This is a genomic window from Nocardiopsis sp. NPDC101807 (genome assembly GCF_044766605.1).
Taxonomy (GTDB): Bacteria; Actinomycetota; Actinomycetes; order Streptosporangiales; family Streptosporangiaceae; genus Nocardiopsis; species Nocardiopsis tropica.
This window is the reverse complement of record NZ_JBIWMK010000002.1, coordinates 118,892-132,676: the sequence shown is the minus strand read 5'-3', so window position 1 is coordinate 132,676 and position 13,785 is coordinate 118,892. Positions and strand designations below refer to the sequence as shown.

The following is a 13,785-nucleotide window of genomic DNA, read 5'->3' as shown; positions in this document are numbered from 1 at the left end:
CCCCGCAGCGGTGAGGGCGCTCAGTGGGACGGGGACGCCGCCCCGGAGCGCGTCCACGCGGGCCGCACCGGCGTGCCGGCGCGGTCGGCCTTCCGCGCCGTGAGGGCGAGGCCGGCGATGAGCGCCACCTCTCCCAGGTTGCCCACCGCCAGCGGCGCGGAGGGCGCCGCCGCGGTCGCGAACATGAACACCGACCCGGCCAGCATCCACGCGCTCCGCGCACGGACCAGCAGCGCGGCGCCGACCAGGATCAGCACGACGATGGCCGTGACGGAGGGGATCGGCACGGAGGACTCGGCGGCGGAGTAGCGCAGCGCGTCCCCCTCCCGGCCGGGGACCAGGGTGAGCCCCACCGCCTCGGTGGCGAGGCCGTAGGCGATGAGCGCCAGCGCCAGGAGCCAGAAGGCGGCGCGCACGGCGCGCCTGCGCGCCCAGCCGAGCCCGAGGTCGCGGGCGGCCCCGGCGGCGAAGACGACCAGCAGCGGCGTGAACAGGGCGTGCACGAAGAACCGGGGCAGGTTCAGCGCGTACAGCAGGTCGCCGGCCCCGAGGGTGGAGCCGATGGCGACGATCCCGTTGTCGTAGACCAGTCCCGCGGCGACGAGCGCGACGAGCCCGGTGTGGGCGGAGCGCCGGGTGGCCGCCAGCCACACCAGCCAGAGGGTCAGGCACAGGTGTGCCAGCGCGAACGCGGCGAAGACGAGGGAGGTCATCGGCGCCTTTCTATCTCGTTTTCCGAGATAGTAGCAATCCGAATCTTTGCCTCGACTCGGGGCCGGACGCCCCGCCCCGGGGCGCACCGGCCTCCGGGCCCCGGCCTCAGGCCGGGGCGCCACCGCAGCCGGGGGCCGCTCCGGGCGCGGGGCCGAGCGCGCCGTCCAGGGCGGCCAGGCATCCCTCGAAGGCCCGGTCGAGCGCGGCCAGGAGGGCGCGCCCCTTGGCCGCCGTGGCCAGCGAGGGCCTGCCTGCCACGCCCGAGGCGGTGTAGGGCGCCAGGCCCACGGTGAGCAGGTGGTCGCGCGGAGGGGTGACGTGGTCGGCGTGCTCGTAGCCCTCGCGGACCAGCTCCGGGGCCGCGTGCAGGAGCACGGAGGTCTCCAGCTCGCCGGCGTGCATGTCGCCGTCGTTGCCGGTGGCCATCCCCGCGGCCGCGCGGGCGGCCTCCCAGTCGCCGGGGCAGGGGAAGAGCGCCATCCGGCCGCCGGACTCCTGGACGGTGTTGGCGAGCACGTGGTTCCCCCCGTGGCCGTTGACCAGGACGAGCCCCGTGTCCCCGAGGGAGGCGGCGATGTCGGTGACGACGGCGTGCAGGGTGGGGGCCGAGATGCTGACGGTGCCCGGCCAGGCCGCGTGCTCGTGGGAGCAGCCGACGGTGACGGGGGGCAGGACGCGCAGGCCGCGGGCGCCGGCCAGGACACGGGCCAGGACGCAGGCGACGACCGTGTCGGTGACCAGCGGGAGGTGGGGGCCGTGCTGTTCGAGGCTGCCCACGGGCAGCAGCGCCACCCGCGCGGCCCGCTCCCCCTCCTCCGCGCTGGTGGTCAGGGGCAGCAGGGAACGTGTGAGGTCGTCCATGGGCCCAGTATCCCGGCCGTGCGCGGGACCGGCGGGGCGCGGCGCGGCCCCCGGTCGCTCCCGACCCGCCCGCGGCCCCGGACCCGCCGACGGGGGACCGGTCCGCCCTCAGCCTCCGAACGGCGCCTCGACCTCGTCCAGGACCTCGTCGACGACCGTCAGCAGGTCGCGCTCCCCCTCCTCGCTCCACGCGGTGACCGCCGTGCGCAGCCCGGCGAGGAACACCGCGACGAGCACTCCGTGGCGCACCCCCGGCGGCCCCGCCCTCCCGTCGAGGGCGGACTCCAGGTCCTGGGCCAGCCGTGCCTGGTTGGCGAGCTGCCGGGCCAGGAGCGAGGGGTGGTCGCGGGCCAGGCGGGTGCGCGTGGCCCATTCGCGGTCCATCGGCCTGCCCCAGGAGGAGTAGAGGGCGCGCACGGCGGCGCGCAGCGCGGACCAGGCCGCCTCCTCCCGCGGCCGTTCGCGCAGGTGGCGCACGAAGGCGTCGATGTAGAGCCGCTCCCCGTGCAGCAGGGCCTCCTCCTTGCACGCGAAGTAGTTGGAGAACGTGCGGCGGGAGATGTTGGCGGCCTCGGCGATGGCCTCGACGGTGACCTGGTCGAAGCCGCGCTCGACTGTGAGGCGCACTGCAGCGGTGTGTACCGCTCGTCTCGTCTCGGCCTTTTTACGTTCCCGCAGCCCTGGTGTCCTGTCCACGGTGTTATTCTACATGGAGTGCAAAAATGCCCACCATGCAGTTTTGCCCCCTGAGCAGTCTTCGCGGCCCGTCGAGGCCGCTTCCGTTCTCGCAGAGGTCGTTCTTTGAGCACTACGCGTTCCCTTACCGACACCGGGCAACCACCGATCATGCGCTCCCTGAGCGGACTGCTCATAGTGCTCGGCGTGACGATGCTCAGCGGCACCATCGTGTCCGTGGCCCTCCCGCAGATCGTCGGCTCCCTCAACGGGACCCAGGCGCAGTACACCTGGGTGGTGACCGCCACCCTGCTGGCGTCGACGGCCTCCACGCCCGTCTGGGGCAAGCTCGCCGACCTGTTCGACAAGAAGAAGCTGCTCCAGCTGTCGATCGTCCTGTTCGTCGTGTCGTCGCTGCTGGCCGGGTTCGCGCAGACCACCGGCCAGCTGATCGCGTTCCGCGCCGTGCAGGGCCTCGGCATGGGCGCCTCCCAGGTGCTGGTGCAGGTGATCATCGCCTCGCTGGTCAGCCCGAAGGAGCGCGGTCGCCTCAACGGCTACATCGGCGGCATCATGGCCGTGGCCACCGTCGGCGGGCCGCTGATCGGCGGGGCCATCACCGACGTCTCCTGGCTCGGATGGCGCTGGTGCTTCTTCATCGGCGTGCCGTTCATGGTCATCGCCTCCCTCGTGCTGGGCCGCACCCTGAAGCTGGCCGACGTCCGCCGCGCCGACACCAAGGTCGACTACGCCGGTGCGCTGCTGATCGCCTCGGGCGTCAGCCTGCTGCTGCTGTGGGTCACCTTCGTCGGCAACGACTTCGCCTGGATCTCCTGGCAGTCCGGCGCCATGGTCGCCGGCAGCGCCGTCCTGCTCGGCCTGGCCGTGTGGGTGGAGTCGCGGGTCTCGCAGCCCGTGATCCCGCTGCACCTGGTGGTGCGCCGGGAGACCGCCATCGCCATCCTGGCCAGCATCGCGGTCGGCATGGCCATGTTCGGCGGCGCCGTCTTCCTCGGCCAGTACTTCCAGCTCGCACGCGGCTACTCGCCCACCGAGGCGGGCCTGCTGACCACCCCGCTCATGCTGGGGGTCCTGGTCTCCTCGACCGTCTCCGGCCGCATGGTGTCCAACTCCGGCCGGGTGAAGCCGTACGTGGTCACCGGCCTGGTCTCCCTGACCCTGGGCTTCCTCCTGCTGTCCACCATCGACGAGGCCACCTCGCTGCTCGTCGTCTCCGCGGGGATGCTCCTCGTCGGGACCGGCGTGGGCATGTCCATGCAGAACCTGGTCCTCGTGGTGCAGAACTCCGTCCCGCTGAGCGAGCTCGGCGCGGCCAGCGGGGCCATCACCTTCTTCCGCTCCCTGGGCGGCACCATGGGCGTCTCGGTGCTGGGCGCGGTCCTGGCCAACCGGGTCGGCACGAACATCTCCGAGGGGCTGGCGGGGGCCGGGGTCGACGCCTCAGCGGCGGCGGGCAGCGGGACCCTGAACCTGGACGCCATGCCCCCGTTCGTCCGGGGGATCGTGGAGTCGGCGTACGGCTCCTCGACCGGCGACATCTTCCTCGTCGCCACGGGCATCGCCGCGGTGGGCCTCGTGGTGGGCCTCTTCCTGCCCAAGGTGCGCCTCCGCGACACCCTCGACCTGCCCGGCACCGAGGAGACCCCCTCGGACGGCGCGGCGGGGGCCGCCGCCGGGGACGCCGCGACCGGGCCGGCCGCGGCGGAGGGACGGGTCCCGGCCGCCGGGGACGGGCCGGGGACGCGTGCGGTGGCGCGGGGACAGGCCGCCCGGGTCGTCCGTGCCGCGAAGCGGGAGGACGGCGCCGGCTGAGCCCGCCCCCGCCGTCCGGCGCGCCCGCGCGCCGCGGGGGCGCCTCCACCGGGAACTACTCCCGGCGGGGGCGCCCCTCCTCCGTGCCGGGCCCCCGAAGGGTGCGGGGCGGGCCCTCCGGCCCGCGGAACCGGCGCCGCCGTCCGCGCCCCGGACGGGGGTGCGGGGCGGGCCCTCGGCGGGCGCCCCGGGCCTCCGGGCACGGACGCCCCGCGACCCCGTGCCCGGCGGACGCCCGCCCCTTCCGGGGCCGTACTCCCGCATCGCCCCGGGCGGAGAATTCAGCGCCGCTCCGCCGGCATCCGCAAAACACCCCGGCCACCGAACCCGGCCCGGGGCTCAGGAATATGCGCCCGAACCCCGGCACCAGCGAAACATAAAGGGGAATCCATCCCCACCAGCCGCATCCGGACCATCACAGTCACCCCGCCACCACGAGCACTGACATTATCCCGGGAATATGCACGTGCACTGGGATGGCATTACACAAAAATCCCACCGGCGGCGAAAAAGCTCTCCATAAAATCTTTTTCGCCGAACGGCAATGTGCGAACATGCGCAAGGGGAGTACTTCGCGGCAAGGACACGGTGGTGCAGCTCAACGTACTCGGAGAGGTCCGCCTCAGCGCCGACGGCCACCAGGTCAGGCTCGGCGCGGGCAAGGAGAGGGAACTGGTCGTCCACCTCGCGCTCGCCGACGGGCGCCCCCTGTCCGCCCGCGAACTGGCGGAGAGGCTGTGGGACGACTCCCCGCCCGCCTCCTTCCGTGCCACGCTGCACACGTACGTCACCCGGCTGCGCCGCCGCCTGGAGGCGGTCGGCATCGAGCGCACGGTCCTCACGCACGGCGACGGCGGCTACCTCCTCCACCTGCCGCCCCAGGCCGTGGACTGGCGGCGCCTCACCCACGCGCGTGCGCGCGCCTCCGCCCTCAGGCAGTCGGGGCAGCACCGCGCGGCACGCTCCTGCCTGGAGGAGGCGCTGCGCCTGTGGAGGGGCGTTCCCCTGTCGGGGCTGCCCGGCAGGTGGATCGAGCACATGCGCCTGTCGATGGAGCGCGCCCACCAGGAGACGCTGGCGGAGTGGGCCGCGCTCGCCCTGGACACGGGCGGCGCCGCCGAGGTCGCCCGGACGCTGCAGGACGTCCTCGCGCGCTACCCGCTCAACGACGCCCTGCACCTGTGGGCGCTCCGCGCCATGAGGGCGACGGGCCGCACCACCGAGGCGCTCATGGCGTACCAGGGCCTCCAGTCGCGCCTGTCGGAGGAGTTGGGCGCCAGCCCCTCCCACGCGCTCCAACGCGAGTTCCGGCGGCTCCTCCAGGACACCTCGCCGATCGGCGCCGGGGAGGCCCCCTCCGACCGGGGCGGGACCGCCGCCCCCCGGCCGGACAACCTCGACCGGGTCACGAAGAGCTTCCGCGGGCGCGAACGGGAACTCCTCCTGCTGACCTCCCGCCTGCGGGAGGCGGACGCGAACCTGCCCCGCACATGGGTCATCAGCGGGATGCCCGGCATCGGCAAGAGCACACTGGCCGCGCACGCGGCACACCTGGCCAAGGACGGGTTCCCGGACGCGACCCTCCACGTGGACCTGCGCGGGAACCACGAACGGCTCCCGCCCCGGACCCCGGAGGAGGCGATCACCGAACTGCTGCGCCTCCTGCTCCTGCCCGCCAAGCACATCCCCGACAGCTCCCACGAGCTCGCCGCCCTGTGGCGCGAGCACACCCGCTCCATGCGCGCGCTGGTGATCCTGGACGACGCCGCGTCCGCGGAGCAGGTGGCGCCCCTGCTGCCCTCCGGGGACAGGTGCGCGGTGATCATCACGAGCCGGTCCCAGCTCCCCCGGATCGAGGACGTGGAACGCCTCCCCCTCGGCCTGCCCTCGCTCGCCGAGTCGGTCGAGATGTTCTCCGCCGCCGGCGGCCGCGCGGTGCAGGAGAGCGAGTCCGACGTGATGCGGCAGGTGATCACGCGCTGCGGACGCCTCCCCCTCGCCATGCGCCTGGTCGGGACCCTGCTGCGCCTGCACCCGACGTGGACGCTGGACGACATGCTCAGGAAGCTGCCGCACGTGGGCGAACGCGGGTTGAGCGCGTTCCGCGTGGGCCAGCTCGACATGGCCCGGGTGTTCGACCTGTCCCTGCGCGCCCTCGGCCCCGAGGCGCGCGCGGCCTACCTCCTCCTGGGGCTGCACCCCACACGCGTCGTCTGCGCCCGGGTCGCCACGGCGCTGATCGGCGGGGGCGAGGACGCCTCCCGGCGCTCACTGGACGAACTGGTCGACGCGAGCCTGGTCGAGGAGCACGAGCCCGACCGCTTCAGGGTCCACGCCCTGATCAAGGTCCACGCGTACAACTCCGCGCTGGGGACCCTCCCCGAGGACGAGGTCCGGGCCGCCCGGGCGCGCATGCACGCCGCCTACCTGGAGGGGTGCCGCAGGGCGGACCTGAGCCTGTACCCCCACCGGCAGGGGCTGGACTCCGAGGAGACCCGCGCGGGGATCGCTCCCTGGACCGCGGAGGAGGCGCAGACGTGGCTGCGGAACGAGCTGCCGACCGTGCTCACCGTGATCGGCGACGCCCGGGCCCACGGTTCGGGAGGGGTCGCGGCCGAGCTCGCGCACGTCCTCGCCGAGCACCTCGACGTCCACGGTCCGTGGCACAGTGCGCCGGAGCTGCACGAGGACGCCCTGTGCTGGCACCTGGAGCGGGGAAGCGCCCGGGGCGCGGCCCGCGCCGGCTTCGACCTCGCCCGGGCCCTGCGCCGCGCCGGGGAGGTCCAACGGGCTCTGCGGCACAGCACCGCCGCCCGGGAACGGTGGGCGGGCCTGGGGGACGCGCTCGGGGAGAGCTGGGGGGTCGCACAGCACGCGATGCTCCACTTCGTCTCCGGCCGGTACGAGCAGAGCCTCTCGTGCCTGGAGAGCGCGTTGGAGACCTTCGAGACACGTCGGCACAGGCCCGGCTTGGTCTTCGTTCTCCACTTCCGGGGTCTGTGCCACTACATGACGGGCTCCTACCACGAGGCCGTCGCCGACTTCGGCGACGTCATCTCCTTGTTGGAGCGCTCACCCGACCGGGACGGCCTGCTCGACGCCCGGATGAACCTCGCGGGGGCGCTCCAGCAGTTGGGCTACCACCGCGAGGCCTGGGATCTGTGCGAAGCGGTGCTGGACGCCGCCAGGAGCAGGGGCGACGATCGTAGGTTGACGGTGGCGTGGACCAACATGGCCGACCTGGCCCTGCACCGGCACCGTCCCGAGCAGGCCGTCGAGTGTCTCCGTCAGGCCCTGGCGAGCCTGGGACGCTTCCACGATCCCTGGACGGAGAGTTCGGCGCTGGCCACGATGGGCACGGCCCACCTCATGCTGGACCGGTACCAGGAGGCCCGGGGGCATTTCCTGCGCTGCCTCCGGCTTCGCGAGTTCGCGCCTCCCATGGTCGCCGTGGACACCCTCCTCGGCCTCGCGTCCGTCGAGCAGGCCGAGGGAGCCCCCTCCGAGGCGACCCGCCACCTACGGCATGCGATCGAGACCGCGACCCGCCACGGCCTGCGCAAGCACCGGGCCGGTGCCCACCACGCACTCGGCCAGCACCTGAGCTCCCTCGGACAGGGTGACGAGGGCCGGGACCACCTGCGGCAGGCCGCGGACCTCTACGAGGAGCTGGCCGCCCCCGAGGCAGCGGTGGTCCGTTCGCTCCTGGAGGCCGCGGGGTAACAACAGCCCCACCACACCGCATCCTCCACTAGGGTAAATGCACCCCCCATTTCGGGAAGCACTCCACCTTTCGCATTCGCGTAGTTCGCCATGCACGTGAACAGGGTGCCCCAGTGGACCGGAGCACCCTGCCTCATTGCACCAACGGCAGGCCCATGCACACCCATCCAAGGAGAAGGCAGGGGCCTCCTACAGGAGGAACAATGAAGAGACTTACAGTACTCGCAATAAGTACTGCCGCGGCTTTTCATACCATGACATGGGCTGTGATCTGCAACACAGGAAACCTCCCCTTGCAGATTATCCAGTAGTTCCGAAAAACAGCAGCCCCACGAAGCCCGCCGTGCCCCACGGCGGGCTTTCTCGCATTTCAGGGCATGTCCACAAGATCCACTGAAAGAAAGTTTCATGCGCATGCACGTGCATCCGGGCATGCATATTCACGCACGGAACTGCTCTACTCTTTTTCAGGCAGGAGACGCCTTGAACTCCTCGCGGAACAGCATGACACTCGGTGACATATCCGATTTCCGCGAACTCTCCGTGTCTCCTGCGGCGGTCCGCATCCCTGTGACCCGGGAGGAACATGGACTCACCACCGCCCCCCGACCGCCGCCCCGGCGCCGGTACCTCCCCCCACGGCAACCGCGTCCAGGGACACGTGTCCGGAACCTCCGTCCAGGCGGGCACGGTGCACGGCGGCATCCACGTCTTCGCTCCCCCGCCCCGGGCCGTGCCCCGCCAGCTGCCCGCGCCCCCGGCCGTCTACGTCGACAGGGCGGCCGAGTCCGCCCAGATCGCGACGGCCGTCTCCCGCGCCCACGCCAGCGCGCGCAACGCCCTGGTCGTCGTCACGGGTCCCGCCGGCGTGGGCAAGTCCGCCCTGGCGGCCGACTTCCTCCACGCCCACGCCGACCTGGGGCGCGACGGCCAGCTGTTCGTGGACCTCGCGGGTTTCAGTCCCGGCCCGCCCGCCGACCCCCACGAACTGCTCGAAGCCCTCCTGCTGTCCATGGAGGGCGACCTGCGCTCGGTCCCGGCGGACTTCGGCACGAGGGCCGCGTGGTGGAGGTCGGCGACCGCGAACACGCGCGTGTCCCTGCTGCTGGACAACGCCCTCTCCGCCGCACAGGTCCGCGCCCTGCTCCCCGGCGGGCACCAGGGCACCGTCATCGTCACCACCCGTGTCCACCTGGCGGGGCTGCGCCTCCACGGCGCCGACTTCGTCGACGTCCCACCGCTGCCCGAGGACGACGGGGTCGAACTCCTGACCCGGCTCAGCGGACGTCCCGCCGCGGGCGAGGCCGACCAGGCGGCCATGTGCCGGGTCGTCGAGCTGTGCGCCGGGCTCCCCGTGGCCATGTGCACCGTCGCGGTCGGGGAGAGCGTGTACCGGCGGAGCTCGTGGACGCGGGTCGAGCGCGAACTCCAGGACTCCGAGGACCGCCTGACCAGGCTGAGCGCGGCCAGCGAGCGACTCGGGGAGGACATGTCCGTGCAAGGCGCCTTCGACGTCTCCTACGCGATGCTCGCCCCCGGCCCGGCACGGCTGTACCGGCGCCTGTCCTGGCACCCGGGCCCGGACGCCACCGCGCTGACCGCCGCCCGTCTGCTCGACTGCTCCGAGGAGGACGCCGAGATCCTGCTGGCGGACCTGGCCCGCCAGGCCATGCTCTCGGAGCACGCCCCGGGCCGGTACCGGTTCCACGACCTCCTTCGCCTGCACGCGGCGGACCGGGCCCGCACCGAGGAGTCGGACGGGGACCGCGCGGAAGCCGTCCGCAGGCTGCTGACGGCCTTCGGCGACGTCTCGGTGGGAGCCGACGCCGTCCTGCGGCCCTACGCGGGGACCCCGCCGGACGCCGACGCACCTTCACCCTTCGAGGACGCGGCCGGGGCCCTGGCCTGGCTGGACGCCGAGCGGGAGAACCTGGCGGCACTGGCCGAGCACGCCGCCGCCCACGGCCGCCCCGCCCTGGCGGTGCGCCTGGTGGAGGGGTTGTGGCCGCTCTTCCTCCACCGCGGACACGCCGCTCTCTGGTTCCGGGCGGCGACGGCGGCGGTCCGGGCGGCGCGTGAGCTCGGCGACCGGCGGACCGAGGGCCGCCTGCTGAACAAGCGCTCCCTCGGCCACCGTCAGCTCGGACGGCCGGAGGAGGCCCTGACCGACCTCGAGGGGGCCGAGGCCCTCTGGCACGAGCTCGGCGACCCGAAGCGGATCGCACTGACACGACAGCAGCGCGGGGCCCTCTGCCTGCGGACGGGGCGGATCCCGGAGGCGATCGCCCACCTCCGGGAGACCCTGGTGATGGACGAGCGGACCGGCGACGGGCACAACATGGCGGTCACCCTGTTCATGCTCGGCCAGGCGCACCTGGCCGACGGCGGGCCGGAGCGTGCGCTGCCGCTCCTCCACCGCGCGCTGCCCCTCCTCGCGGAGGACCCGTACAACGGGGCCCGGGCACGCATCGTGCTCGGCTCGGCGCTGACGGCTCTGGCCGAGCCGGACCGGGCCCGGCGGGAACTGCGCGAGGCGCTGGCGGTGATGCGGGAGCACGGGTCGGCCTCGGGGCAGGCCGAGGCCCTGGAGGCCCTCGGCGGCCTCGCCGAGAACCGGGGCGACGCCGCCGAGGCGCGGGACCTGTACGAACAGGCCCTGCGCCTCCTCCCGCCCCATGACCCGGCCGGGATCCGCGTCGGGCAGCGCCTGGCCGGGTTGGAGGGCCCCTGACTCACCAGCGGCCCACGTCCACCCGGACCGGGTGGGCGCGGGCCAGTTCCCGGAGCTCTTCCCCCGACAGGCGGCCGCCGTTGGGGAAGAGGTCCCCGATCGACCAGCAGGCGTGCAGGACCGCGTCGTGGAGTGCCCGGACGGGGTTGCCCGCGCAGACCCAGCCGTACAGGAAGCTCGCGAAGAGGGTGTCCCCCGCCCCGACGGTGTTGGCCGGCGCCCGGGGCGGTTCGGTCCGGGCGCCGACCAGGGTGCCGTCCCTGAGACCGACCATGGCGCCGTCGGGACCGCGGCCCACCCCGGCGACCGCGCAGCCGGGATAGGCGTCGAACACCTGCCGGATCCACTCGCGGGGTGGGCAGGGCAGGCGCTCGTGCGAGCAGAAGAGGATGTCGGCGCTGTGGAGCCAGGCCCTCTGCTCGGGGCGGTGGACGTCCGCGATGACGTGGACGTCGACCGCGATCGGCACACCGGCGCGCTGGGCGTGGTGGATGAGCGGTCGCGCGAAGCCGGCGGTGGTCAGGACCGCGAGGTCCGCTCCGCGCACCAGGTCGAGGAAGACCCCGGTGGGGAAGGTCGCCCCGGTGAGGCAGTCGAGGTAGGAGTAGGAGAGCTGGCGGCCGTCCGCGCCGACCAGGCTGACGGAGAGCGGGGTGGCCCGGGCCCGGACGCAGCCGGGGCCCAGGAGGCCCTCGCGCTCCAGCCCCGCGCGCACGGCGCGTCCGGCGTCGTCGTCGCCGACCAGGGTGCACAGGTCCACGCGGGCGCCCAGGCGCTTGAGCGTGGAGGCGACGTTGGCGCCGACACCGCTCACCCCGGTGACCATGCGGTCGGTGAAACCGCGGTGGTCGGCCCGTGCGGGAGAGGTCGTCGCCACGTCGGCCGCCGTGCACAGGTTCGCGACGCCGGCCACCACGATTCGCGGTCGCGCGGTCATGCCCGCCCCCCGGGGAGGTCGAGGCCCAGCGGGCGCAGGGGGCGGACGGCGGGCGCGGACGCGGGTTCGCGCAGGCCGAGCAGTTCGTAGAGCACCGGCCGCACCCGGTGGGCGAACCGGCGCGGGTGCGAGGTGGTCCGTGAGGCGATCGACGCCAGGGCCTGCTCCTCGCCCGCGGTCACCTCGCGCAGGATCTGGCCCAGGACCGGGGAGTCCTCGTCCACGGAAGGGAGCGTCAGCAGCGCCTCCCCCATGGGCGAGGCCGGGTCGACGTCGTGGCGCCCGCCCGTCGCGAGCGACACGGGGCGCCCGGTGAGGGTGCCGTAGACCGTGGTGGACCCGTGGTCCCCGACGAGGGCGTCGGCGGCGGCGAGCACGCTGGGCCACTCCGCCTCGGCGGGGACGGCGACCAGGCCCGCCTCGGCCCAGGGGCGCAACCACTCCCGGACCTGCCAGGCGCCGTGCGCCGCCCGGACGTTGGGGTGGAGGAGGAGCGCCACCCGGCACCCCTCCCTGCGGGCCTCCGCCGCCAGGCGCCACAGCACCGTGGGCCGGGACGCCACGAGGGAGGCCCGGCCCCAGGTCGAGGCGGCGACCACGAGCCGGTCACCGCCTCCCAGCCCGAGCTGTTCGCGGCACCGGTCCCGCAGGTCCAGGGAGGCCAGGACGCGGTCGGCCGCGGCGTCCCCCACGATGCGGGCGGCGTCGACCGCCTCGGGGCAGGAGGCCGCGAGACGGCGCTCCTCGTCCGGGTGGGCGAGCGCCAGCCGGGACACCACCAGCCTGCCGCCGCGTACCAGCCCGTCGCGCCCGAGGCCGTAGGTGCCCCGGGCGACGGCGCGCTCCCCCGCACCGGCGACGGGGACGTACTTGTTGAACCCGACCCCGTGCGCGAACAGCACCACGGGGGCGTGGACGCGGTCGAGGTCGCGGCCGACGCTGGCGGCCAGGGCGAGGTCGAAGCGCGTGTGGAGGGCCTGTTCCCACGGCACGACCACGGCGCCCAGCCCGGCGAGGAGGGCCGCCACCCCGGCGCCGAACTGCGACCGGGGGTCGATGGCGAACACGACCTGCACACGGGGGTCGGGGGCCAGGGTGGCGAGCGGGTCCAGGAGCCGCTGTGTGTCGGCGACGGTGCGCACGACCGCGAGGACACGGCGTTCGCCGGGCCACGTGGTCCACGTCCCGGCCTCCGGACCGATGGGGGTCTGCACCCATTCCTGCACTGGTCTCTCCTTCCGTCGCGGCCCGCGCCGTGCGGGCCCGGACTCGAAGGTGGGGCCCGGGACCGGACACACCGGTGGACGGGCGCTTCGACACGGTCTGGACAGGACCCTGGACAGGCGCTTGATCCCCCTGGACGCCGGGCACGGCGGAGGCCGGGGGGAGGGACCCCCGGGCCCGAGCACCGCGCCGCCCCGGGCGGGGCGGGGCGGATGCCGTCCGCGCGTGAGCCCCGGGCGGGAGGGCCGGTCGGCCCTCGGGCGGGGCGCCCGCGAGCGGCCCGCCGCACGGCCGTTCCGCTGCGGGCCCGGCCGCCCGTGTGGCAGCATGGCGCGCGTCACGTCCGCATCCACGCAGAAGGACGCCGATGAGCTACGCGGGTCTGGTCCGGCCGGTCATCGACCGGGTGCACATGGGCGTGCGCGCCCTCGCGCTCCCCCGGCTGCTCCCCCTCTACGACCGGTGGGGGCGGGACCCCGGTTTCGAGACGAGCCTGTACGCCGGGCTGCTGGCCCGTCCGATGGGCGCCGCGGCGTTCGCGGCCGCGTCCGTGTACGTCCGCAAGCCCATCGCCCCGGAGATCGCGGACACGGACGCCGACGGGACCCGCACGCTCACCCCGCTGGGCCGGGAGGTCGCCCTGGCCGTGCAGGAGGTCGTCGGCGCCGCGGCCGAGGAGCTGTGGTCGGTCGGCGTCCCCCCGAACCGGGTATCGGTGGAGCGGCTGTGCGAGCTGACCGGGCGCCTGCTGGAGGCCGGGGCGGCCACCGGGGGTCCGGCGTTCGGCGCGATGTCCCCGCCGTACGAGCCCGAGGGGGCGGGCGCCGCCCTCGTCCTGACCTCCCGCCTCAGCGCGCTGCGCCACCACCGGGGGGACGCGCACCGTGCCGCGTGGGCGGCGGAGGGCCTGTCCGTCGAGGAGGTCCGGGAGCTGACCGGCGGCCCGCTGCGGGAACGGATCGAGGCGGACACGAACCGGCGGGACGAACCCGTCTACGCCGTCCTGTCGGAGGCCGAGCGCTGGGAGTTCGCCTCGGGGCTGGGCTCGCTGCCCGACGGCCTGCGGGGCTGATCGGCCGGGGGCCGC

At 74.2% G+C, this 13,785-nt stretch carries 9 protein-coding genes; 4 read left to right on the top strand and 5 right to left on the bottom strand.

Features of this window, described 5'->3' with window-relative positions; all coding sequences use genetic code 11:
• Nucleotides 1-20: 20 nt before the first annotated feature.
• From ACIRPH_RS05720 to ACIRPH_RS05710, 3 genes are all read right to left on the bottom strand, one after another.
• A complete protein-coding gene (locus ACIRPH_RS05720; RefSeq protein ID WP_402909783.1) occupies nt 21-713 on the bottom strand; it encodes a hypothetical protein in 693 nt (230 codons plus the stop codon).
• A 106-nt stretch (nt 714-819) separates the two neighbouring features.
• Entirely contained in the window at nt 820-1,575 is a 756-nt protein-coding gene (locus tag ACIRPH_RS05715) for a creatininase family protein (RefSeq protein ID WP_402909780.1), read from the bottom strand.
• Between the two features lie 108 nt (nt 1,576-1,683).
• Nucleotides 1,684-2,202 (bottom strand): TetR family transcriptional regulator, encoded by a 519-nt coding sequence (locus ACIRPH_RS05710; protein WP_402909777.1) that lies wholly within the window; start codon nt 2,200-2,202, stop codon nt 1,684-1,686.
• A 219-nt stretch (nt 2,203-2,421) separates the two neighbouring features.
• Here ACIRPH_RS05710 and ACIRPH_RS05705 point away from each other — a divergent pair, with 219 nt between their 5' ends.
• From ACIRPH_RS05705 to ACIRPH_RS05695, 3 genes are all read left to right on the top strand, one after another.
• Nucleotides 2,422-4,083 (top strand): MDR family MFS transporter, encoded by a 1,662-nt coding sequence (locus ACIRPH_RS05705; protein ID WP_402909774.1) that lies wholly within the window; start codon nt 2,422-2,424, stop codon nt 4,081-4,083.
• A gap of 591 nt (nt 4,084-4,674) precedes the next feature.
• Nucleotides 4,675-7,806 (top strand): tetratricopeptide repeat protein, encoded by a 3,132-nt coding sequence (locus tag ACIRPH_RS05700; RefSeq protein WP_402909772.1) that lies wholly within the window; start codon nt 4,675-4,677, stop codon nt 7,804-7,806.
• A gap of 586 nt (nt 7,807-8,392) precedes the next feature.
• Nucleotides 8,393-10,537, top strand: a complete 2,145-nt coding sequence (locus ACIRPH_RS05695; RefSeq protein ID WP_402909770.1) for a tetratricopeptide repeat protein — start codon at nt 8,393-8,395, stop codon at nt 10,535-10,537.
• A 1-nt stretch (nt 10,538) separates the two neighbouring features.
• Here ACIRPH_RS05695 and ACIRPH_RS05690 read toward each other — a convergent pair whose 3' ends face one another.
• Nucleotides 10,539-11,474: a carbohydrate kinase family protein gene (locus ACIRPH_RS05690; protein WP_402909767.1), complete on the bottom strand. Its 936-nt coding sequence runs from the start codon at nt 11,472-11,474 to the stop codon at nt 10,539-10,541.
• Nucleotides 11,471-12,700: a hypothetical protein gene (locus tag ACIRPH_RS05685; RefSeq protein ID WP_402909764.1), complete on the bottom strand. Its 1,230-nt coding sequence runs from the start codon at nt 12,698-12,700 to the stop codon at nt 11,471-11,473. Before ACIRPH_RS05685 ends, ACIRPH_RS05690 begins: the two co-directional genes overlap by 4 nt.
• Nucleotides 12,701-13,065: 365 nt before the next feature.
• Between ACIRPH_RS05685 and ACIRPH_RS05680 the strand changes: the two genes are divergently transcribed.
• Nucleotides 13,066-13,770: a hypothetical protein gene (locus tag ACIRPH_RS05680; protein WP_402909762.1), complete on the top strand. Its 705-nt coding sequence runs from the start codon at nt 13,066-13,068 to the stop codon at nt 13,768-13,770.
• Nucleotides 13,771-13,785 lie beyond the last annotated feature (15 nt).